This window comes from Brevibacillus sp. FW306-2-1A-C05A (genome assembly GCF_058781555.1).
The window spans coordinates 49,922-72,375 of the sequence record NZ_JBYSWV010000024.1; the positions used below are offsets into that span (position 1 = coordinate 49,922).

The 22,454-nt window shown below is 54.1% G+C and carries 21 protein-coding genes; 12 read left to right on the forward strand and 9 right to left on the reverse strand.

Going from position 1 to position 22,454, the window contains the following annotated elements; all coding sequences use genetic code 11:
* The first annotated feature begins 458 nt into the window (after nt 1–458).
* Nucleotides 459–1,451 carry a copper amine oxidase N-terminal domain-containing protein gene (locus tag AC3WJN_RS15365; RefSeq protein ID WP_005833274.1) on the forward strand — a complete coding sequence of 331 codons (993 nt, stop codon included), beginning with the start codon at nt 459–461 and terminating at the stop codon, nt 1,449–1,451.
* Between the two features lie 132 nt (nt 1,452–1,583).
* On the opposite strand, the gene AC3WJN_RS15370 is transcribed toward AC3WJN_RS15365, so the two are convergent.
* Nucleotides 1,584–2,765, reverse strand: a complete 1,182-nt coding sequence (locus AC3WJN_RS15370; protein WP_005833276.1) for an MFS transporter — start codon at nt 2,763–2,765, stop codon at nt 1,584–1,586.
* 88 nt (nt 2,766–2,853) lie between these two features.
* A complete protein-coding gene (locus tag AC3WJN_RS15375; protein ID WP_005833279.1) occupies nt 2,854–3,369 on the reverse strand; it encodes a GNAT family N-acetyltransferase in 516 nt (171 codons plus the stop codon).
* A 175-nt stretch (nt 3,370–3,544) separates the two neighbouring features.
* On the opposite strand from AC3WJN_RS15375, the gene AC3WJN_RS15380 reads away from it, so the two are divergent.
* The 6 genes from AC3WJN_RS15380 (at nt 3,545) to AC3WJN_RS15405 (ending at nt 9,679) form a co-directional block, all read left to right on the forward strand.
* Complete coding sequence (locus tag AC3WJN_RS15380; protein ID WP_005833281.1) at nt 3,545–4,636, forward strand: PAS domain-containing sensor histidine kinase; 1,092 nt, start codon at nt 3,545–3,547, stop codon at nt 4,634–4,636.
* Nucleotides 4,611–5,267: a response regulator gene (locus AC3WJN_RS15385; RefSeq protein ID WP_005833283.1), complete on the forward strand. Its 657-nt coding sequence runs from the start codon at nt 4,611–4,613 to the stop codon at nt 5,265–5,267. The genes AC3WJN_RS15380 and AC3WJN_RS15385 overlap by 26 nt, the downstream gene beginning before the upstream one ends.
* A gap of 160 nt (nt 5,268–5,427) precedes the next feature.
* Entirely contained in the window at nt 5,428–7,125 is a 1,698-nt protein-coding gene (locus AC3WJN_RS15390; RefSeq protein ID WP_026558299.1) for a YcdB/YcdC domain-containing protein, read from the forward strand.
* Between the two features lie 205 nt (nt 7,126–7,330).
* Nucleotides 7,331–7,498 (forward strand): cytochrome c oxidase subunit 2A, encoded by a 168-nt coding sequence (locus AC3WJN_RS15395; protein WP_005833287.1) that lies wholly within the window; start codon nt 7,331–7,333, stop codon nt 7,496–7,498.
* 24 nt (nt 7,499–7,522) lie between these two features.
* The gene (locus AC3WJN_RS15400; protein WP_005833289.1) at nt 7,523–7,990 is read left to right on the forward strand and encodes a cytochrome c oxidase subunit II; all 468 of its coding nucleotides are present in this window, start codon (nt 7,523–7,525) and stop codon (nt 7,988–7,990) included.
* Between the two features lie 15 nt (nt 7,991–8,005).
* On the forward strand, nt 8,006–9,679 hold the full coding sequence (locus tag AC3WJN_RS15405) for a b(o/a)3-type cytochrome-c oxidase subunit 1 (RefSeq protein WP_007782622.1): 1,674 nt from the start codon (nt 8,006–8,008) through the stop codon (nt 9,677–9,679).
* Between the two features lie 236 nt (nt 9,680–9,915).
* Here the strand turns inward: AC3WJN_RS15405 and AC3WJN_RS15410 are convergent, their stop codons facing one another.
* Nucleotides 9,916–10,671 carry an SDR family NAD(P)-dependent oxidoreductase gene (locus AC3WJN_RS15410; protein ID WP_007782629.1) on the reverse strand — a complete coding sequence of 252 codons (756 nt, stop codon included), beginning with the start codon at nt 10,669–10,671 and terminating at the stop codon, nt 9,916–9,918.
* 161 nt (nt 10,672–10,832) lie between these two features.
* Between AC3WJN_RS15410 and AC3WJN_RS15415 the strand changes: the two genes are divergently transcribed.
* Nucleotides 10,833–11,465, forward strand: coding sequence for a nitroreductase family protein (locus AC3WJN_RS15415; protein ID WP_007782632.1), 633 nt, complete (start codon nt 10,833–10,835; stop codon nt 11,463–11,465).
* A 114-nt stretch (nt 11,466–11,579) separates the two neighbouring features.
* Here the strand turns inward: AC3WJN_RS15415 and AC3WJN_RS15420 are convergent, their stop codons facing one another.
* The 3 genes from AC3WJN_RS15420 to AC3WJN_RS15430 all read right to left on the reverse strand — a co-directional run bounded on the left by AC3WJN_RS15420 (nt 11,580) and on the right by AC3WJN_RS15430 (nt 15,132).
* On the reverse strand, nt 11,580–12,995 hold the full coding sequence (locus tag AC3WJN_RS15420) for a sensor histidine kinase (protein WP_007782636.1): 1,416 nt from the start codon (nt 12,993–12,995) through the stop codon (nt 11,580–11,582).
* Complete coding sequence (locus tag AC3WJN_RS15425) at nt 12,982–13,692, reverse strand: response regulator transcription factor (protein ID WP_007782640.1); 711 nt, start codon at nt 13,690–13,692, stop codon at nt 12,982–12,984. The genes AC3WJN_RS15420 and AC3WJN_RS15425 overlap by 14 nt, the downstream gene beginning before the upstream one ends.
* A gap of 78 nt (nt 13,693–13,770) precedes the next feature.
* Entirely contained in the window at nt 13,771–15,132 is a 1,362-nt protein-coding gene (locus AC3WJN_RS15430) for an FG-GAP repeat domain-containing protein (protein ID WP_007782643.1), read from the reverse strand.
* Nucleotides 15,133–15,355: 223 nt separating this feature from the next.
* On the opposite strand from AC3WJN_RS15430, the gene AC3WJN_RS15435 reads away from it, so the two are divergent.
* Nucleotides 15,356–16,312, forward strand: coding sequence for a YybI family spore inner coat protein (locus AC3WJN_RS15435; protein WP_007782646.1), 957 nt, complete (start codon nt 15,356–15,358; stop codon nt 16,310–16,312).
* 311 nt (nt 16,313–16,623) lie between these two features.
* Here the strand turns inward: AC3WJN_RS15435 and AC3WJN_RS15440 are convergent, their stop codons facing one another.
* Nucleotides 16,624–17,385, reverse strand: a complete 762-nt coding sequence (locus tag AC3WJN_RS15440) for a DUF3800 domain-containing protein (protein ID WP_005833303.1) — start codon at nt 17,383–17,385, stop codon at nt 16,624–16,626.
* A 194-nt stretch (nt 17,386–17,579) separates the two neighbouring features.
* On the opposite strand from AC3WJN_RS15440, the gene AC3WJN_RS15445 reads away from it, so the two are divergent.
* Both AC3WJN_RS15445 and rpmG read left to right on the forward strand, forming a co-directional pair.
* Nucleotides 17,580–18,788, forward strand: a complete 1,209-nt coding sequence (locus tag AC3WJN_RS15445; protein ID WP_007782653.1) for a GTP-binding protein — start codon at nt 17,580–17,582, stop codon at nt 18,786–18,788.
* 21 nt (nt 18,789–18,809) lie between these two features.
* Entirely contained in the window at nt 18,810–18,959 is a 150-nt protein-coding gene (gene rpmG, locus AC3WJN_RS15450) for a 50S ribosomal protein L33 (RefSeq protein WP_005833307.1), read from the forward strand.
* A 185-nt stretch (nt 18,960–19,144) separates the two neighbouring features.
* On the opposite strand, the gene AC3WJN_RS15455 is transcribed toward rpmG, so the two are convergent.
* Nucleotides 19,145–20,284 carry a glycerate kinase gene (locus AC3WJN_RS15455; protein WP_007782658.1) on the reverse strand — a complete coding sequence of 380 codons (1,140 nt, stop codon included), beginning with the start codon at nt 20,282–20,284 and terminating at the stop codon, nt 19,145–19,147.
* Between the two features lie 176 nt (nt 20,285–20,460).
* Nucleotides 20,461–21,627: a cation:proton antiporter gene (locus AC3WJN_RS15460; RefSeq protein WP_007782661.1), complete on the reverse strand. Its 1,167-nt coding sequence runs from the start codon at nt 21,625–21,627 to the stop codon at nt 20,461–20,463.
* 239 nt (nt 21,628–21,866) lie between these two features.
* Here AC3WJN_RS15460 and AC3WJN_RS15465 point away from each other — a divergent pair, with 239 nt between their 5' ends.
* On the forward strand, nt 21,867–22,211 hold the full coding sequence (locus tag AC3WJN_RS15465) for a cupin domain-containing protein (RefSeq protein ID WP_005833313.1): 345 nt from the start codon (nt 21,867–21,869) through the stop codon (nt 22,209–22,211).
* Nucleotides 22,212–22,454: the final 243 nt, after the last annotated feature.

Sequence of the window (22,454 nt, forward strand, 5' to 3'; positions counted from 1 at the left end):
ACTTGCGCCAGATCGGGAAAGGCGATGATCGGAATTGTAGCTACCTGATTGATTGCTTTGATATGACCAAGTTCCTCCATAACTATGGGAGCAACCCGAGCTTGAAGTTGGATCATTGTCACAATTTTTAGCAGATGCTCCTTCTGCGCATGCAAGAGCACCGGAAACGGCAAGTGTGAAAACAACACCTAAATAAGCAATTTTAGCTCACCTTTTCTTTTTGTGATCTGATGAAATTTTAAATCTGAAACATATTAAACCACCTCGATTGTGGTAAAATTTTGCAAGAATAATATATAATACGTATTTTGGGATTTAGGTCGTATTTTGTCATATAAATTAAAAATGGTATTGATTTTTTACCACCACAAAAAAATGTTGAAACGTTTATAAAACCCCTCCGTCCAATGAATAGAAACACGAAACAAGTGAAAAACAATCATTTGGAGGAATACAACATGAAAACAATTCGTACAGGCATGATGACATTGGCGGCGCTGGCCGTGTTGGGAACGAATATCGTATCGGCTACCTCCAAACCAGTAAAAGAACTGTCGGTCAATGTAAATGGAAGCGCGATTGAGCAAGCAGCGATTTTTGATAAAGGGCAACAAACCGTTTTGGTTCCGCTGCGCCCTGTGGCTGAATCCCTCGGGTACAAAGTAAGCTGGAACAACGAACTGAAAGCAGCCGAAGTGCAAAAAGGCGCGATCGCAAGCTACGCAAAAGCCGGAGAGGATCGCTACCCGTTCGCGAAAATGTACAAGACGCTCGGAGCGGAGCCGCGCCTCCTGAATGGCAGCACCTACGTTCCCGTTGCCTTCGTGGACGAAATTCTGCAAGCAGAAGTCAATGTGACAGACAGCGCGGTGACGGTGGTGGACGAAGAGGCAGAAAAAGCGCCAGTGCGTACTGGCACGATCACGACGATCGACAAAACAGAAGCTGGAAAAGTATCCATTGCGCTGGACGGATATTTGTCGGGAATCATCCTGCACATCAGCGAGGAAACCAAAATTACGGATGCTGCGGGCAAAGAGCTGAAGCCGGAAGACTTGAAGCTGGGCATGGAAGTAGAGGCGACACACCAAAAATACATGGCGATGAGCATGCCGCCGCAAACAGGTGCGCTCAGCATCGTCGTCAAAAACAGCCTGGAATCTGCGGAAGTAATGGGGACAACAGGTAAAGTAGTCAGCATCGAGCCTGACCAGCAAGGCACCTACAAAATGCTGGTAGAGGGCCGCGGCCTGACAGCGACCTCTCCGGAAAAAGTAGCGCTGATTATCAACGACAAAACGGTCATCGTCAATGCCAAAGACAACAAAGCAATCAAGCCGCAAGACCTGAAGGCTGACATGAATGTGTTCGCGTTCTACGGGCCAAAACTGACGCGCAGCCTGCCGCCAATCGGTGTAGCGGAGAAAATCGTCGTGGAAATCGCCGAATAAAAAAGGCCAACCAGCAAGTACTGGCTGACCTGATAATACGAAAAGTCTCTTCCAGGAGGGAAGAGAAACGAACCGGGACGGCACTTGCTGCCCCGGTTTTTCTGTGAAAAATCACCCGGCTTTTGCAAAGACTCAAGAGCGGAACGGCACTGACCCGACCGCTTCTTTTTGTTTCGGGGCAGGGCGCAGACTGCACAGCCCGGCAATCAGGGCAATCGCGGCGCAGACGCAGGCGAGCGGGAAAAAGCCCCACGCCTCGAAAACGGGGCCGCCCAGGTAGGAGCCGACAGTCATGCCGATGTACATGCCCGTGATGTTCCAGGCCATGATTCGTCCGAGCCGTGCCGGGTATTCCTGGGACAACCGCGATTGGTAGGACGGGACGAACGCATAGCCGATGAACGCCCAGCCAAATAAAAACGGGAGCAGCCAGCCCTCAGCCTGGTAAAGCAGGCCAATTGCCGTCAGCATGACAACGATGCCAAAGAGACTGGCGGTGGAGATGGACTTGGCCCCCCATTTGTCTGCGAGCCGTCCTCCGTTCAGGCTTCCGAGCATGGCCCCTACGCCGTAGGCGATCAAGGCGGAAGCGATCTGCAGCGGGGAAAAGCGGTTGTCCTGGGCCAGCGCCGTGCCGAGATAGGTGTACACGCCGTACATCGCTGCTGACCAGTAAACAGTGACCAGCACCGAGCGAAACATGAGCGTCACAGGAGCGCCTGGCTTCCGGCCGGGCTGCTGGGAAGTGCCGGAAAACTGCGGCCAAATGGCGAGATTCACCCAGGAAAGCAGAAAGCTCGCGCCCGCAATCAGCCAAAAAGTAAAACGCCATCCGTGCTGTTCGGCGATCAAGGTACCAAGCGGTGTGCCTGCCCACAAGCCAGTCAAATTTCCGGACACGACAATCGACAGCCAGGCAGCGCGGCGGGAAGCCGGGGCCAGGTCGCTTATGAAGGCGTAGACGCACGGGGCGATTGCCGCCAGCGCCAAGCCGGACAGCGCGCGGCTCGCCAGCAGCGAGGCGTAGCTCGTGGCAAGTCCTGTCCACAGATTGGCGAGGCAAAAAAGCATCAGGCCGCTCCACAAAATCATTCGGCGGCTGCGAGGATGGTGGTCGAATAACATGCCCATCAGCGGAGAGCCGCAAGCGTACATGATCGACATCGCCGTCACCAGCCAGCCTGCTACGGCCGGAGTCACGGCAAATTCTGCTGCAATGGAAGGAAGCAGGGGCGAGACGACAAACACATCTGTGCCGACAATGAACAGGGTCGCCGCGCCTGTCAAAAGCAAAAGGGCAGATTTACCGGGCATTTCCGATGCTCCTCCCGACTTTTTGCAAGCTAACAGCATGCTTCTATTCAGATATATGGGGGAGCGGCGGGCTGGTGCCTTGTTTTGTTCAAAAAGCGTACGCCATGCAAATGACCCGGCCGAGTGTCGCATGCTCCCGTTCCTCGTAGGCCGTGAAGCCGTACTTTTCATAAAACGGAACGACCTTGCTGTTTTTGGCGAGGACGGCGAGGTGCAGGGACGTATAGCCATGTTCCCGGTACCATTGGATCAGGCAGTCGAGAAACTCTTTGGCGTAGCCTTTGCCTTGACAGTCGCTGTGCAGCATGATAAGCCCGAGCCAAGGTTGTTTGTCCCGCGGATTGCAGAGAATAAACTGTGCAATCCCGATGATGTTGCCGTTGGCAGATTCGCGCAGCGCCATGCTGTAGGAGTCCTCGAGGGCGAGGTTTTCCAGATGATCGGCCTCCACCTCCCGGACGGTGACGACGCGTTTCCCGAAGGCGCACTCCATATAATCGGGATTGGAGTTGTAGACGGCTAGCAACTCGGCAAAATCTGCGGAAGTGACAGGCGAAAAAAGCAGCCGCTTGCTGCATGAGACAAAAGCAGGAGAATGTGGCATACGAAGGCTCCTTTATTCATATTAAATAATAGTCTAATTAGATAATAATCTAATGTATAGTATTGTCAATGCCCTCAGCGCGCCAGCCCGCGCAGGTTAAGGGAATTCCCTGATACACAACCGCCCATGTAAACTCTACAATAGCATTTAGATGATTGTCTCAAAGGAGGAGCGCATGAGTACGTGGAGAGAAGATCTGGGGACATCCAATGAAGCCATATCCCTGATGCAGTCCATCTTTGCCAACGTCAGTGACGCCATCCTGGTGATTGACCATGAGGGCCGGATCGTCAGGGCCAACGCCGCGCTGGAGCAGATGACGGGTTGGACCGAAGACGAGCTGATCCGGGAAAAGCATATTTGCGAGCTTTGCTTGGGGATGGCAACCTGTATGGAGGAGACGAGCTGTACGGACTGTTTTTTCAAACGCGTACAAATGCCGTCCTTTGAAATGAAGCTCCGTACAAAAGACGGGCGTGATTATCCCGTAGCGGCCAGCTCTGCCCGCTTGCCTGAAGAATCAGGCGGCAAGCTGGTGATGATTTTGCGCGACATGTCGGCTCAGCAGCGTGCGGAAAAAGAGCGTTACCAGCACAAGCTGACCCACTTTGCCATTCAGGCTCAGGAAGAGGAACGCAAGCGTATTGCCCGCGAGCTGCACGACGGTATCGGGCAGGCGCTTTACAGTATTTTGGTTGGACTGAATGTGGTCAGGCAAGGCAATCCGGGCGAAGCGGTCATGCAGCATGTAACAGAGCTGGTGAACATGACATCCAGGGCGATGGAGGAAGTCAAACGCATGGCGCTGGAGCTGCGCCCGTCCGCTCTCGATGACCTCGGTCTGTTGCCCGCCTTGCGCTCGTTGATGAAGCGTGTGGAAAAGACGTTTCACATCCAGGTCGAGCTGCACGTGCAGGGAGAGAAGCGACGGTACTCGGCCCCGATGGAAACCGCGCTGTACCGGATCGTTCAGGAGGCCATGACCAATACGGCGAAGTACGCGCAGGCGAGCCAGCTCGGGATCATGTTCGAGAATCGCGAAAAAGAAGTAGTTGTAACGATAGTGGACGACGGTATCGGCTTTGAGGTGGAGAAGACGTTGAATTTCGGCAAAGGGCTTGGCGTGTTCGGCATGAAGGAACGGGCGCAACTGCTCGGAGGTACGGTCGATATTCGCTCGGCGCCCCAAGAGGGGACGACTGTCATCGTCCGTATTCCGTTGCCAGAGGAGGGGATTTTGGATGACGATTCGCGTCTTGATCGCTGACGATCATGCGATTGTACGGTCCGGGTTGGGCATGCTAATCAACGCCCAGGAGGACATGGAGGTCGTCGGCTATGCGGCTGATGGCAAGGAAGCTTGCGAAAAAGCCCTGGAAATTCGCCCGGACGTGGTGCTGATGGATTTGAGCATGCCGCCGGGGGAGAACGGCCTGACCGCGACCGCAAGACTGAAGGAAGCGGCGCCGGACATTCAGGTGCTCGTCCTGACCATGCACGACGACGAAGAATACTTGTTCCGCGTACTGCAGGCCGGAGCTGCCGGATATATTTTGAAAAGCGCTCCCGATCTCGATCTGATCGCCGCGATCCGCTCGGTGAACAACGGCATGGCCTATTTGTATCCGTCAGCGACCAAATCGCTGATCGAGGAATTTTTGCAGATGGTCAAAAACGGCGAGGAGCAGGCCAAGTACGAGATTTTGACTGATCGTGAAAAAGAAGTGCTCGTGCTGATCGCCAAAGGCTTCAGCAACAAGGAAATCGCGGAGCAGCTCACCGTTTCTGTGAAGACCGTCGAGTCGCACAAGGCGCACATCATGGAAAAGCTGCATTTGCGCACGCGTCCCGATCTGGTGCGGTATGCCATCAAAAAAGGCTGGCTTGATTTTGAATAAAGGTCCAATGCTCACGCTTCAACACGCCCTTGCCGCTGTGCCAGGGCGTGTTTTTTTATTGCGGCAGAGATTGGAAGATTATGTAACCTGACGGCTGGTTTGTCCGTCTATTGGGTGAACGTGTAAAAAATACCCAAAACAGGTTATCAGGAGGATCGAGATGAAGAGGATCAACCAGTCTGTCATGACGGCCGTCGCGGCTTGCTTGCTGGCTGCCACGCCGATCTGGACAATGCCGCCGCAGGCAGAAGCAGCAGGCAGCGCGCAGGAGCAACTGCCGCAACAAAAGGAGTTTTCCCAGGAAGTGCAAAACACGCTGGACAAGCTGAAGGAAGCCATTCCGGAAATAAAGGCGCTACGCCTGGAAAGAAAGTCCGTAGGCAAGCCGAGCTTCCGGAACTATCCACATCAGGTCTGGACTGTGCTGCTGACGGATCGGCCGGAAACAGGAGCAGAGAAAAGCCGCCTTGCCTACGCAACGGCCAGAATCGAGCTGGATGCCCAGACGGGGCGACTGCTTTACCTGGATGTGAAAAATCCGGCCTGGGCGTCTGCTGACTACCCGGACGAAAAGCTGGCGCGCGAAAAGGCCGATGCGTTTCTCGCCAGCATGCTCGGCAAGGATGCCAGCCAATTCAAGCAGTCAAAAGCGCTAAGCAGAGGAAAAGCAGGGATAGGCGACGGCAAAGGCGCCATGATCGAATGGGTAAACTCTACCGTCTACTACCAGACGCTAATCAATCAGATTGCGCTCGATGGCAACGCGCTCTCGGTTTCTGTCGACCACGCCGGGCATGTCATCCGCTTTGACGCGTACAATCAAATCCGGCCTGACGAGGTAAAATGGCCCGACCCGCAAAAAGCGATCTCCCTGGAAAAAGCAAAGCAAATTTATCAGGATAAGTTGAAAATGGAGCTGGAATACGTAGCCGAGCAGCCGACTTCCTACTCCGCGCCTGGCAGGGCAGAGGAGAAGAAGCCGATGCTTGTTTATCAGCCATACGGTGTGTACAGAATCGACGCCCTCACCGGAGAGGTGCTGGACGAGCCAGACCAGCAGGCCAAGGAGAGCGTTCAGGTAAAAGGAGAAGGGAAGACCATCAAAATCGCTTCGCAAAAAGAGGCCGAGCAATGGCTGAAGTCGCAGTTTGGCATTGACGTTGCAGGCGCTACTTTTGAATACGACGATCACAAGGACAATCTGCGGGAAGGACTGCAGGCGATTGAGTCGTACCACTGGATGGACTTCACGGAAAAGGCCAATCAGGCTTTTGAAACCATTACGCTTACGACTGATGCTGCCAGCGACCGCCTGATCGACTTTCATCTGTACCTGCCGGAAAGACAGGAGCAAAAGCAAAAAATCAGCGTCGACGAAGCGCGGAAAAAAGCGATTGCCGCGCTGCAGCCATACCTCGATCCGGCTGTTTCCGAGCTGACGCTGTTTACGTTCAGACATGATGAAGCAATCCCGGACTGGGTGGACAAAAGCAAGCTGGAAAAAAGGAACGAGCCGCGTGAGTATTACTTCAATTTTCAGGGGAAACGCAACGGAATCCCCGTGTCGGATGAATTTTACCGGGTTGGCATCGATCAGGTGACAGGCGCGGTTACAGGGCTGAGTTTCCACCCGATCCACCCTGACATCGCCTTGCCTGCTGCCACGAAGCTGGTCAGCGCCCAGGAAGCCAAAGAAACGTATCAAAAGGAAGTCGAGCTGGAGCTGGTGTATTACTGGGAACAGTACGAAGATCAGCGCGCACCTGAGCCGAAACTGGTCTATCAGCGAAAACGGGAGGACAGCTACCGCTTCGTCGACGCCACTACTGGAAAATTGATCGAAATCAAATACCGGTAAGCCTCTCCAAAACCGTTAAAGCCGATCTGCTCTTGCAGAAATCGGCTTTTTTTGTCGAACCTGTGACACAAACCGGGCAGAATCAGGAGTTTCCCTGATCATTTTAGGGGATTTCCCCGAATTACTTCCAACTGGTCCCAGGGGTAGAATGAAGGCGTGAAAGATATGATGCGCCTGCGCGGCACACAGAAAGGAGAACAGTGCGATGGAGACGCAAATCGACAAATTGAAACAAGGCAAAAAATCAAAAGAAAAAAAGACACAGCCAGAGCAAGAGGAACTGAAGGGAACGTTTGCCGCTGTGTTAATTGTGGGAGGCATCATTCTCGTCGGTTGGCTGGGTGTATTCGGGCTTTTCCTGGACCGGGCGTAATAGAGGAAGAGAAGGAGGATACTTATGCATTTGCACCGTTATGAAAAAATATGGCTGATGCTTGGTGCGGGCGGACTGGCGCTGTTTGTCCTGTTGCTGTGCGTCAATGCGTTTGCGATGGGGATGGCCCCGCCAAGCAGTATGGAAATGATCGACCCCGAACAGGTGATGGAAACCCCTCCTTTTGACAAACCGGGGCTGAAGCAGGTAGGGGACAAGGAGTACGACGCTTACATGACGGCGTTTGCCTTCGGCTTCTCGCCGACGAAGATGGAGGTCGCGGCAGGCTCGACGATCAACTTCCACGTCACCAGTCCGGACGTCATTCACGGATTCCAGATTCCTGAAACGAACGTCAACTTCATGGTTTTGCCGGGACATATCAGCTCGGCCAGCTATACGTTTGACAAGCCAGGCGAGTACTTGATTCTTTGCAACGAATACTGTGGCGCCGGCCATCAGGTGATGGCGACCACGATTATTGTGAAATAGAGGTAGGTGAACCCTATGGTAATCGCACGAAAAATAGACGATTCGATTCCCCACGTTCCGATACAGCGTTCGGCGGCTAAACTTAGTCTGTCGTATGTGTGGGTGGCGTATATCGCCTTCGGGCTGGCTGCATTGGCAGGTATGCTTCAGGGAATGGTGCGCGGCGGTATCATAGAACTGCCAAGCTGGACGAACTACTATCAAATCTTGACAGCTCACGGCGTATTGATGGCACTCATTTTTACCACGTTTTTCATCGTCGGCTTTATTTTCTCCGGGGTAGCTCGCACGACAGGCGGTTCCTTGCATGGAGCAGCGCTGAAATTCGGCTGGGCAGGCTGGATTCTCATGGTGACAGGCACCTCGATGGCTGTCGTCACGATTTTGATGAATGAAGCTTCGGTCTTGTACACCTTCTACGCTCCGCTGAAAGCATCGCCGTATTTTTACATCGGCTCGGCCTTGCTCGTAGTGGGCAGTTGGCTGGCGGGCTTCGGGGTTTTTGCCAGCTACCGCAAATGGAGACGGGAAAATCCGGGGAAAAACTCTCCGCTGTTCGTCTTCATGGCGGTCACGACTTACATCATGTGGATTATCGCGACCCTTCCGGTAGCCGTCGAGGTGCTGTTCCAGCTCATTCCGTGGTCGCTCGGACTGGTGCCGACAATCAACATCATGCTCAGCCGCACGCTGTTCTGGTTTTTCGGTCACCCGCTCGTTTATTTCTGGCTGATGCCCGCTTACATGGCCTGGTACGTATGTGTTCCGCGCATTATCGGCGGCCATGTGTTCAGTGATTCGCTCAGTCGCCTCGCTTTTATCTGTCTCTTGCTGTTCTCCATTCCGGTCGGGTTCCACCACCAGTTGATGGAGCCGGGAATTTCCGCCGGATGGAAAATGATTCACGTCACGTTGACGCTGATCGTGGTCATTCCGTCGCTGATGACGGCGTTCTCGATGTTTGCAGTCTTTGAAACGACAGGTCGCAAAAAAGGCGGCAGCGGTCTGTTCGGCTGGTTCAAGAAACTGCCTTGGACAGACGTTCGCTTCTTCGCCCCGTTTGTGGGAATGCTGTTCTTCATTCCGGGCGGTGCGGGCGGAATCATCAACGCAAGTAACCAGCTCAACGCCGTGGTGCACAATACGATTTGGGTAACAGGGCACTTCCACATTACAGTCGGCGCCGCAGTTGCGCTCACCTTCTTCGGGGTCAGCTTCTGGCTGGTGCCGGCCTTGACAGGGCGTAAGCTGACCAAGACGGCAAACCGCATGGGGATGGTGCAAACCGTCTTCTGGGCAGTAGGGATGTTCCTGATGTCGCTCGCCATGCATACGATGGGGCTGCAAGGGGCGCCGCGCCGCACGGACTATACGACGTACATGGACCATCCGACTGCGCTCGGCTGGATGGATTACCAACGCGTCATGGCGTTTGGCGGAGGGCTGCTGTTTGTATCGGCGGTTCTGCTGATTCTCATCCTGCTGTACCTGACATTCTACGCACCAAAAGGAAACACCGAGTATCCGATTGCCGAAACCGAGACTACCCAGGAAGTTCCGCGCATTTTGGAGCGTTGGCCTGTATGGGTCGGACTGGTCGCCTTCCTGATTATTTTGGCTTACGGCTATCCGATCATGGAGCAAATTCAGCATCAGGCGCCAGGCTCGCCTCCATTCCGAACCTGGTAACATAAGCAAACGAGGAAAAGAAAGAGCCACTGCCCATTTGTCATGCATGGGGGAGTGGCTCTTTCGCATTACCAGTATCCAAGAGCGGCCAATTCGGTGAAGGCGAGAATCAGATAGCCAATCGCCAGCAGCCAGAGAGCGAGCAACCTGAGATCTTCCTCTTCAAAAGACATGGAACTCCTCCTTTATCTCTCGTTACCCACAAAGTATTCAGGAGGAGAGGCATTGGTTTAGCTTTATGGCTCGTAAATCATTTTGCGGGTCATCCCGCCGTCCACGACCAGCTCGGTTCCGGTGATAAAGTCGTTTTCTTTTTGCGTCAAAAAGAGGCAGGCGCGGGCGATGTCGTCGGGCGTGCCGACGCGGCCTGCGGGATGCTGCGCATGATCGAGCGGGCGCAGTGCCGTGTAATCGCCGTTTTCAATCCAGCCTGGCGAGATGGCGTTCACGCGAATCCCGTCGGGGCCAAGCGATACGCCCAAAGCGTGAGTGAGCGCCAAAATGCCTCCTTTTGATGCTGCATACGCCTCTGAGTGCGGTTCAGACATGTGGGCTCTGGTCGAGGCCAGGTTGACGATGGCGCCGCCGCCGTTTCGTCGCATGATCTTCGCCGCTTCCCGCGAAGCGAGGAAGACGCTGCGCAGGTTCGTGTTCAAAATCCGGTCCCACGCTTCGACGGTCAGGTCGTAGGGGGATTCCCAGACCGACAAGCCGGCGTTGTTGATGAGCACGTCGAGTCGTCCCCAGCGGGCGTCAACGGTTTGCATCAGATTCTCGATTTGCTCGGGCTCGCTCACATCCGTTTGGACAAAAGCGGCCGAGCCTGCGATTGCTTCTGCTCCGTTTATTTTCTGGACAGCAGTTTCGCCAGCCTCGGAATTGCGCTCGGCGATGACGACGTGAGCGCCGTGCGCAGCGTACATGGTGGCGACGGCAAGTCCGATGCCCTGCCCGCCGCCTGTGACGATGACAATGTTATCCGTGTATTTCAAGCAAAACTCCTCCAAACAATAAAGTATGTATCAGCGTGCCCTTGTCCTTCTCCCGTCAAACTGCAATCGGGAAGAAAAAGGGATTGAATAACGTTTGTAACTATATTAAAGTAAGTTATATATTTGGAACAGGCAATGGACACATGGAGGGGAGAAAACTCATGACTACGGAACTGAAAATGACGGCTGAACAAGTGATGGAAGCACGCCACAGCGTGCGCAAATACGATCCGAACGTAACGATTCCACAAGGAGAGCTGAACGAGATTTTGCGTCTCGCGGCAAGCGCTCCGTCTTCCTGGAATCTGCAACATTGGCGTTTTCTCGTCGTGACGGATCCAGCGATCAAGGAAAAACTTTTGCCGATCGCTTACGGTCAGCAGCAAGTCGTGGATGCGTATGCCACCATCATCATACTCGGAGATTTGGAGGCGTACAAGTCGGCGCGCCCGGTTTATGACGCTGCCCTCGAAAAAGGATACGTCACCGAGCAAGTGCGTGACAACATGATCGCGCAAATCGAAGGAGCTTACAAAAACAATCCGGAGATCGCCCGCGACGAAGCCATCCGCAACTCTTCCTACGCGGCGATGCAACTGATGCTGGCGGCAAAAGCCAAAGGCTACGACACATGCCCAATGGGCGGATACGATCGCGATGCGCTCATCAAAGAGCTGAACATCCCGTCCCGCTACATCCCGACATTGATGCTGACGCTCGGCAAAGCAAGCGTTCAAGCTTATCCGACAGCCCGCTTTGGACTGGATGAGCTGGTGATTACGAACAAATTTTAATCGTAAACGCGTGAAAAAGGAAACCCGCTTGGTCAGGGTTTCCTTTTTGCTGTGTGCCGACAAATCAGTCAGGGCGCTTGTTTGTCGTTTCAAGGGCGATTTACGACAGCACGGCTAGCTTGCCGGAAAATTTTCCTCAGGGCCAAGGGCGAGAGGCAGTTCTACCATGATCGAAGTGCCATGTCCTTGCTTGCTATTGACCAAAAAGCCTCCTTTGTGCAACTGAATGATCTCTTTGCAGATCGCGAGCCCGAGTCCGCTGCCAGACAGCTTGGAGCGTCCTTTGAAAAATTTTTCCGTGACGTGCGGCAAGTCATTCGGGTGAATCCCTTCTCCGCTGTCCGCGACGGTGACCGTCAGCCTTCCCTCCGAGGCTGTCGCTGTCACGGAAATCGTACCGCCCTTTGGCGTGAATTTGAAGGCGTTGTCCAGCAGATTGACGAACACTTGCTTCAGCCTGTTGCGGTCGCCCATGACGGTCAGGGGAGCGGACGGGAGCGCCAGTTGAAAATCAATCTGCTTTTCCTGGGCGCGGATGGCGAACTGGACGTGCATGTCGTCGAGAATTTCGCGCAAATCGAGCAACTCGCGGGACAGCTTCATTTCGCCGGACTGGAACTTCGAAAAGTCGAGCAGCTCTTCCACGAGGCCGATGAGGCGGTCGGTTTCCTTGGAGATGACTTCCAGCCCGAGCATTGTTTCCTCCGGCTCCTCCAGGCCGCCGGAGAGGAGCGTTTCTCCCCAACCCTTGATCGAGGTCAGCGGCGTGCGCAGTTCGTGGGAGACGGAGGAGATGAAGTCGTTTTTCAGCTTTTCGTTTTTGCCGATCTCTGCTGCCATGTAGTTGAACGTATCGGCGAGCGTCCCGACCTCGTCGTCGTAGCGCTTCGGAGCGCGGGCGGTGAAGTTGCCCTCTGCCATTTGCTTCGCGGCATTCGTCAGGTCCTCGATGGGGTCGACGATCCGTTTGGCCATGAGCAGACTGAGGGCAAAAGCCAGCAGGACGACGCCAGCCCCGACGCCCAGCCCGTACAAGGCGATGCGATTGACCGCCTGATAAAGAGGCTCTGCCGAGATCGTGTAGCGGAGGACGCCGACGTATTCAGACCCGAAGGTGAGGGGATTGGACACGGCAATGACCCGCTCGCGCGACTGGGGCGTTCGGCCTACGAACAGTCCTTTTTGCCCCCTGATCGCTTCCATGACGTCCGAGGTTTGGACAAGCTCTCCCGTCTGGAAGCCGTACGAGTTGAGAATGACCTTGCCGTTTAGGTCGAGCACCTCGATTTTGGCGTATTCCTGGCTCGATACGTTTTCCAAAATATAGCGGGCCTTGTCTTTTAAGCGATAGCCGGTTGCGTACTTGTTAATAAAATTGGTGAAGGTCGTGCTGCGCGTCTCCAACGCTTCGGTAGCAGTTCCGAAGTAGTACGTATGGACCGCCCAGTAAAACAGTCCCTCCAACAGAAGCACGATCAACAGCAAGATCATGCCGAAGTAAAAGACGAGCCTGCTTCTAATTCCTTTCATCAGGAGCGTCCTTCCGCCAAAGGTATCCGTACCCCCAGACTGTTTCCAGGAAGGCCGGGTGGGCAGGATCGTCTTCGATTTTTTGGCGAATCCTGCGGATGTTCACATCCACGATTTTCAAGTCCCCGACGAAAAACTGTCCCCAGACGTTCGTCAAAATTTCGTCGCGACTGATCGCTTTGTTGGCATTTTCGGCCAGCAGCTTGATAATGGCAAACTCCTTCGGGGTCAGGACAATTTCCTGATCCTTTTTCGTCAGCTTCCGCTCATCGAGCAGCAGGGTGAAGGGAGCGATATCAATCGTATTTTTGTCCTCCACAAGAGCGGGGAGGGGAGCCAGCCTGCGGTGCAATGCCTTTACGCGGGCCAACAGCTCAGCCGGACTGAACGGCTTCGACACGTAATCGTCGGCCCCGAACTCCAGCCCCATCACTTTGTCCAGCTCCTGGCTCTTGGCAGTAAGCATGATGATCCCGAGTCGCGGGTATTTTTTGCGCAGTTGTCCGCACACTTCAAAGCCGTCGATGCCGGGCAGCATCACATCGAGAATCGCGATTTCGATATCGCTTTGCGCTTGCGCGATTTCCAGCGCTTCTTCGCCTGTCGCCGCCTCAATGACCTCGCAGCCTTCGCGCCGCAGATTGATGCGCACAAAATCGCGAATTGATTTTTCGTCTTCAAGCAATAAAACCTTCATAAACAAATCCCCTTGGTCTGATTTCGACTTTTTTCGCTCGCAGGCGGATCGGTACAAGGAAAACAGCATTGGCCTTTATCACGAAATGGATAAAGGCTTGTAAAGCTGGCGTATCTCGTCTGCTGTGAGCTGCATAGAGCGGTACTCCTGCATGGCAGACTTGCCGAGGCTTGGTGTCGTTTGCGGAAGGATCGCGATCAGGACCTGTTTTCCTTCTTCCTTCAAAAGAACGTAGGGCACTTGCTTTTGTTTGAGGCCGTTCTCGAATTTGTTCCATTCGGTTTGCGGAACGGTTTGGAGCGTCAAAAGCTCGGCTTTATTTTTCCCGTTTTCCCCGTAGTAGAAAAAGCGGATGATGTGCGAATTGGCGTTGGGACTGGCGGCAATCGTGAATTTTCCGCTCCATTTTTCCGGTATTCTCAGATCGAGTCCCAGGTCATAGTTTTGGTAATGATCCTCTACATGCTTCAGCCCGGTCTTGCCGTCCCATTGAAAATAGGAGGAGATCCAGGGAATTTCGACCATGGCCAGCTCTTCTGTGCCGGGCGGCTGTGTTCTGGTGCCGATCTCGATAATGCCGTCCCCGTTAATATCCTCACTGTACAAAGGGTAGGGCTTGAAGGTCAAATCCATTTCGCCCTCGACTTTGACCAACGGGTTGTGCAAGGTGCCATTTTCCCAGAGGAGCATGTCGGTGGCGGCCGAGTGCGCCCCTACCCCGGCTTCGATGAACAGGGCATTTTGCGTAGGGGACGCTTTTCCGATAAGCGCTTGCTCGTATCCGTTCACATAGCCGTCCAGCGCGATCTCGGTCAGCTTGGCGATTTGGCCGTCTTTGGCCCCAAACAGCTCGGCTTTGGAGGTGAAATTGCTGTGGTCGTGCAGGACCAGGGCCAGTTCGGTCTGTTTGTCCCCGGTCAAGTCGCCCACCGCCATGACGGAGTAGGGCTGTTTCATCAGCTCCGCGGTTTTGTCGTCGGTAATCGAGTACACGGACAGCTCTCTGTTCAGACCGTCGCCGCCGCCCAGGCCAATCAGCATTTCGGGAATCTGGTCGCCGTTGAGATCGTGAAACGAGACGTAGTCCAGCTCATTGCCAATCCCGGTAAAGGAGGTCAGCTTTTGCCAGTTTCCTTGCTTTTGCGAAAGCACCAGCACGCCGATTTCGTAATCCGTTTTCTCCGACTTGTAAAAAGCGACGACCTCAGGGGTTCCATCGCCGTTCAGGTCTTGAAGAGAGACGGCGCTCGCCTCTGCGGGGTGGAGCGGCACAGCCAACTGTGAGCCCGCAGGCAAAAATTGCATGACAGCCTGATTGATCGATTTTTGATCGCCGTCAGCAGAGGGGGCGCGCATCAGTTCGTTAGGGGTATCTGCCAGGCCGCAACCGCTCACGAGAGAAGCGCAGATCGCGGCAGACAAAAGCCAAGCCTTTTTCATTTGTGATTGTTCCTTTCTGCAGCAGCTTCCGTTTGACTCTATTGTAGCCTGCCTTTTCGGCGAAGTTGTTGCAAATCGGTAAAAATGGCGAGAAAACTTAGGAATTATTTACTAGCAACATTTGACCTGTCCATCTCGTTTAGAGAGAAGAGAGGGAAGGAAAGACACGGGTGTAACAATCTGGAAAGAAATAGCATGCCCAATTACATAGGAGGAGAATATCATGAAACTTTGGCAAAGAACGATGGCAACAATCGTATGTAGCGGCGCTATTCTCATGACATCAGGACTGGGGGCCTCTCCGGTTCATGCGAATGCCCTTCCGTCACAGTCACAAACGTATGCTCCAGTTGTCCTGCTGCAACCGCAGCACAACATTCCGTTTTCCGTTCAGTTTACCGACGGGTTTCAAGCGAAAGTAACGAATTTGCGCACAAAAGCAGTCAGCACGTTTGATTTATCTGCCAATAAAACAACGTACCTGAATCAAGGGATTTATCAGGCCAACGGCAAGCTGCAAAAGCCGACGGACGGCTACGTGCAAAAGCTCGTGGAGCTGGTGCCATTTCGCGACGCCAAAGGCAATCTGCGCTGGATGGGCAAGCAAAATATTTGGGGAGTAAACAATCAGGACCATATTGCCGTGGCAACCAGCGTGTGGAATATCGTGGACCAAAAGCCGCAGTTGCTCGGGGTAACAGTGGAAAAAACCGATGTCGACAACTTGCCTTCGCCGGATGTTTCGATCAATAGCGGGTTCAGCATGAAAAGCGACAGTACATTTGTGCTGGATACGAAATACGCAGATGTGACAGGCGACGGTATCAAAGACCACATCTTTTTGGTAGGCGACAAGATGGGCATGTCGATGAACCAGACGGCCGAGAATTTGCGCGTTGTGGTTCGCGAAGGGAAAGACAACCAACAGACGTTCATTTCGGTGGGCACGCGCGACAAAGGTTTGCTGCCGAAGCTGCACGTGACTGACAGCAACAACGACCAGGTCAAAGATATTTTGGTCACGATGCCGACCGCCACAGGCAATGTGTACAGCCAGATTACATGGAAAATGAATCGTCCGACCCCGGTAGTGAGCCAGGACCAGTTGAACAACCGCAACCTGTATCAGCCGGTCATCGGCGCGTATGGGGAAGCGGTGGCGATGAAGCGGGTGAAGTAGCGTAAGGATCGACACAAGTGAAGCGAAGGCTTCGCTAAAAAGATGGGCGAAGCCTTTTTTTCTCCGTTATGCTTGACAACTTCCTTTCGCAAACGTACAATTATAGATGTGGATTTGCTCGCGCGTTGTGTACGACTAAATCCACATGAAAATTAAGGCATTCTGTACGTAGCTCATGCATTGACCTATGAACAGAATGTCTTAATTTATTCTGACATATCGTCCGGTGATTTTGGATAGGGTAGGAATAGGTCGCACGTTGTGTACGACCGACAAGAGGAGTTCGCACGTTGTGTGCGTCCTCCTCTTTTTTATTTGTATTCCCAGATGATGAGCTTGGAGTCCAGATGTCGCGCATACACATCGAGGATGGCGGCCTGGTGTCGTTTTCGCGGAGGGAAGCCGTAACGATGCCGGAAATGAACAGAGGTGATGAAGTTAATCATATCAGCCAGTTGGATCAGGTTTCCATTATGATCGTGCGACAGCTTTACCTGAAGGTCGGGATACACCCTGCGATTGACCGGATTTCGCAGCGCGTCACGAAAATGGTTGAGCTCGCTCGGCTTGCCGTCGTCACAAATGACAAACGCATACGAGTCAGCACGGCTCAGCTCGTTGGAAAGGCAGCGAACAAGTTCCGTATACGCATGGATATGCATACGGTTATGGTTGGTTTCACGTGTCTGGGTCTGGTAAAGCTGTTTGTTGACTAGAGCAGCCACTACCTTTACTTCTGAAGCCTTCACTAAAGACAACAACTCTTCCACCACTTTGAAGCGTTGGCGATCCGATAAGTTATAGTAGAAATTTTCACCGTCAATAAACGCCTTTCCGTGGATTTCAAACTTTTTAAAAAAGTCGATATGTGGAAACTGCTCAGCGGGTATGCCGTGAATGGTGGCCTTTATATCTTTTTCCAGATTGTCTTTGATTTTCTGGACCTCATGATGCAAATGCACCTGGTAATGGATGGGGACCAGGATGCCCGCGTAGCAGAGAACGGGTTGATTTCTCATATCATTGAAGCCGTTGTTTCCTGATTCATCTGTGTAAAATCCGTATAAAGTCACATCTGCTCCTACTTTCCATTGCGACATAAATTGATTATAGCAAACGAAGAAATAAGAGCGGGGGTGGGGTTATTTCATCATTACTGTGTTTAAACGTAATGATTACGATTTGTCTTGACAAGCGAAAGAGCATTGCGCTAGCATGTTTATTAAATCGTAATAATTACGTTTTGTAGCGCAAAGGAGATCAGCTTATGACCGATAAAAGAATCCCGGTAACCGTCCTGAGCGGCTATCTGGGGGCAGGAAAAACAACATTGCTCAATCACGTCTTGAACAATCGGGAAGGCATGCGCGTCGCCGTCATCGTCAACGACCTCAGCGAAGTGAATGTGGATGGCACATTGGTAGCGCAAGGAGGGGGCGTTTCCCGCGTAGACGAGAAGGTCGTGGAAATGTCGAACGGCTGCATCTGCTGTACGCTGCGCGAGGATTTGCTGACAGAAGTGGAGCGGCTGGCGCGCGAAGGACGGTATGACTACATACTGATCGAATCGACGGGGATCGGCGAGCCTGTTCCTGTCGCCCAGACCTTTACGTATGTCGACGAGGAAAACGGCATCAACCTGTCTGCCTTGACCCGGCTGGACACGATGGTGACGGTCGTAGATGCGTACCGTTTCTGGCATGACTTTTCCTCGGGAGAAAGTCTTCTGGACAGGGATCAGGCAGTGGGGGAGGACGATACTCGGGAAGTGGTCGACCTGTTGATCGACCAGATTGAGTTTTGCGACGTCCTCATTTTGAACAAATGCGACCTGGTAGACCCGGAAGAGCTGGAGCAACTGGAGGCAGTGCTGCGCAAATTGCAGCCAAAGGCCCGCTTTATTCGGGCGGTGCGTGGACAGGTGGACCCGCATGAGATTTTGAATACGGGACTGTTTGATTTTGAAACGGCCAGCCAGTCGGCAGGATGGATCGCCGAGCTGCAAAAAGAAGAGCATACGCCAGAGACGGACGAGTACGGCATTTCTTCCTTCGTCTATCGTGCGCGCAGGCCGTTTCACCCCGAGCGGTTTGGCGAGTGGCTGTCGGCCTGGCCGGAGGATGTCGTGCGGGCCAAAGGCTTTTTCTGGCTGGCGACGCGCAACGATCTGGCTATGACGCTCAGCCAGGCAGGGCCTTCGATCGAGGTCGGTACGGCAGGCTTTTGGGCGGCTGCGCTGCCTGCCGAGGAAAGGCAAGCGCTGTTGGCGGAAGAACCAGATTTGCAGCGCGCCTGGGACCCGGAGCACGGGGACAGGATGACAGAGCTTGTGTTCATCGGCATCGGCCTGGACCGGGAAGCGGTGACAGAGCAGTTGGATGCTTGTCTCTTGACGGATGAGGAGTACCGTTCGGACTGGGCCAAGCTGCCTGACCCGCTACCCACTTCCAGCACCGTCGTAGAGATGCAAGTGTAAGACAAAAAGGAGGAAATCGACATGCGCGTCAACATTACGCTGCAATGCACCGAAACAGGAGATCGCAACTACATCACGACCAAAAACAAGCGAACCAATCCCGAGCGGCTGGAGCTGAAAAAGTATTCGCCCCGCCTGAAGCGCCATACATTGCATCGGGAAACGAAGTAGACGACGAAAAGCTCTCCCTTGGCAGCATGTTGCTGTGGGAGAGCTTTTTTGGCGGGGAAGGGCAGGCAAGTGGGGCAATGGAACGGCAGTCGAGTTGGCAGTGGAGCCACAACCAAGCCGACTGTGCAGCCGCAACCGAACTAACTCCGAAAGCCAACCAACCACCTGCCCCCACGCCCCAGTCCTCATGAACCGCTCCGACTAGCCCAAATCCGCATAACCTGCTCAGCCGCCTGCTCCAGAAGCGCCGCGCTGTCCCGCATGGACTCATCCAGCGTCATCGGCCGATTGGCGATGCTGACGACGGCGGTGACGCCTTTTTCATACAACGCTTCGATCCCTTCGCCGATGGAACCCGCCAGCACGATGACGGGGATGCCGAATTGCTGCGCGAGCTGGGCTACGCCGCACGGAGTTTTTCCTCGGGCGGTTTGCGCGTCCACCTGGCCTTCTCCGGTGATGACGAGATCGGCGCCCTGCATGGCGCAAGCGAGGCGGGTTGTCTCCATGACAATCTGAATCCCCGCCCGCAGCTCGCCGCCGAGAAAGGCGAGAAGCGCCCCTGCCACACCGCCCGCAGCGCCTGTTCCCGGCAGATCGTGAATGGCGATTCCCCGGCTTTTCTCCATCACGTCTGCAAAATGGCGCAAATGCTCGTCCAGCGCGAGCGCCATTTCCGGGGTGGCCCCTTTTTGCGGGCCGAATACGTGGGAAGCGCCGTTTGGACCGACAAACGGGTTGGTGACGTCGCAGGCGATGACAAACTGACATTCAGCGAGCCGCTTGTCTTTTTGGCTGCAATCAATGCGGCTCAGGCGGGAAAGCTCTCCCCCGCCAAAGGGCAAGGGCTGATCGGCCTGGTCGAGCAGCCTGTAGCCCAAAGCTTGCAGCATGCCCGCGCCGCCATCGTTCGTAGCGCTGCCGCCGAGGCCGAGAATAAAGCGGCGGCAGCCCAGGTCGAGGCCAGCTACGATCAGTTGCCCGAAGCCGTAGGTAGTGGTGCGAAGCGGGTTGCGCTCCGCTTTGGAGATGAGATACAGGCCGGAAGAGGCAGCCAGCTCGATCACGCAGGTAACGCCGTCGCCGAGAATGCCGAACTCGGCGGCAACAGGTCGGCCGAGCGGGTCTTTGACGGTGGCCGTCATGATTTTCCCATCAGTCGCGTCGACAAGGCATTGCAGCGTACCTTCTCCGCCGTCTGCCATCGGTTTGGCGACGATATCGGCGTGCGGATCGGCGCGACGTATGCCTGCGCGAATCGCTTCGCTGACTTGCTTGGCAGTGAGGCTTCCTTTGAAAGAGTCCGGCGCTACGACGACTTTCATGCCGGGCACCCTCCTTTGCATGGTCTGATCCTTTTCGACAGCAGCGAAAAAAAGCTCCTGCGTGTTCGGGAACCATTTTTCTCCATCATAAACCGAAACGGCACAGATTGCGAAGGATGTCCAAATGAAAAAGGCTGCTCCAACGTCATCTGACGTGGAACAGCCCGGCTTGTCGCCTATCCGTTCTTTTTCATCAAAAGTTGCTCTTCCTGCGTGTTTTTGTCCGCGAACAGCCATTTCATCATCGGCGGAGTGACAATCGTCGTCACCAGAACCACGACAATCAGGACGGCAAACATGTCGTCAGACAGCAGGTTGTTTTCCAAACCAATCGCCGCGATAATCAGCGCCACTTCGCCACGCGATATCATGGCAGCGCCGATGGCGAGCGAATTTTTCCAAGGGAAGCCGGTGAGTTTTGCGCCGATGGCACCGCCGACCAGCTTGGAAACAATGGCGATCACGCTCAACATCGCAATCAGCCACAGATTTTCCACGATCCCGGAAAATTGGGCGGTGACGCCGATCGAGGTGAAGAAGACGGGCACAAAGACGGCGTAGCTGATCGTTTCTACCTTGTGGGTGATTTCTTGCTTGTAGCCGGTGAGGCTGATCGCGACACCCGCAATATAGGAGCCGATAATGGCGGCAACGCCCGTGTACTCGGCAAAGTAAGCGAACAGGAAGCAAATAATCAGGGCTGCGGAGATCACGGACTCGCTGACTTGCAGCGGCGCGAATTTACGCAACACCCACGGGACGACTTTCCAGGACAGCAAGATCACGATTGCGAAAAACGCGAGCTTTTTCGCAATGACCAGGCCGAGGTTCACATCGCCGCCAGCGAAGCTCATCAAAAACGCCAGCGCCAAAATGACGAGCACGTCGTCAATGACGGCAGCCCCCATGATAGTTGCGCCCTCTCTCGATTTTAGCTTGCCCAACTCTTTCAGCGTCTGTACAGAGATGCTTACGCTGGTGGCCGAGAGCAACAGTCCCAAAAAGAGAGCCTCAAACAAAGAAAGCCCCATCGTAATCCCGGCGACGTAGCCGAGTGCCAAAGGCGCGATGATGCCGGCCACGCCAACGCTGGTGGAGGACTTCGCGGTGCGCTTGAACTCGTCGATATCGGTTTCCAGTCCGGCGATGAACATGAGCAGGATGACGCCGATCTGGCTGATTTCTTTCAAAATTTCCGTGTCGGTCACCAGCCCGAGCACGGTTGGGCCGAGCACGATCCCGATCAGCAGTTTCCCCAAAACGGACGGCTGTCCGAGGCGCACGCTGATGTCTCCGGCGATTTTGGAGGCGATCAGGATGACAGCCAGTTGAAAAATAAGCATGCGGTTTCCCCCTTTAATCTGTGTGTAAGATGCAAAAAGAGCCCGTAATCACGGGGTTTTCTTTTTGTCGGCTGAAAAAAGACAAAAAGAACCCTATGATGACAGGCTCCTCCATTAACAAAGCGAATATTCATTTGCGTTATGATGACATTTTAACATAGCGCCCGTAAAAAGTAAAGAAACGCTTGCGGGCTGGTCGTGTGCATGTCATGATGAGAAGCAAAAACAGGAGGCGAGCGATGGTGAAAATCAGCAAGCATAATGCGGAGCACTACATATGGGGCGACCACTGCGACGGCTGGCATCTGGTCAAGGGGACGGAGCTGAGCGTCATTTTTGAGCGGATGCCGAGAGAAACGGCTGAGGTGCGCCACTACCACGAGCGCTCCCGCCAATTTTTCTTTGTGCTCTCTGGACAGGCTGTTCTGGAGGTGGAGGGCGTTCGCCACGAGATCGGCCCGCAGGAAGGAGTAGAAGTGCCGCCGGGAGCACGGCATCAGATGAAAAACGAGAGCGGCGAAGACGTGGAGTTTCTCGTCATTTCGCAACCGACCACGCGGGGAGATCGCATCCAGGTGGAGTAGCCGGTTTGGCGAGGGCGAGGCAGCAGCGAGCGGGGAAAGGGCAGGAAAAGCACAGGAAAAGCACTAGCGAGCGCATGAAAAGGAAAAGACTCCTCTCCTGCCTCAGCCTACCTGCTCTTCGCCCCTTTATGCCAAAACAAAAAGCCTGACTGTCATCAGAAACAGATGGTATTATCCCCTCATGGTAGACAGTGAAAAAAGACCTCATGGTATGATGAGATCAACACTGTTGACCGGAGGGGA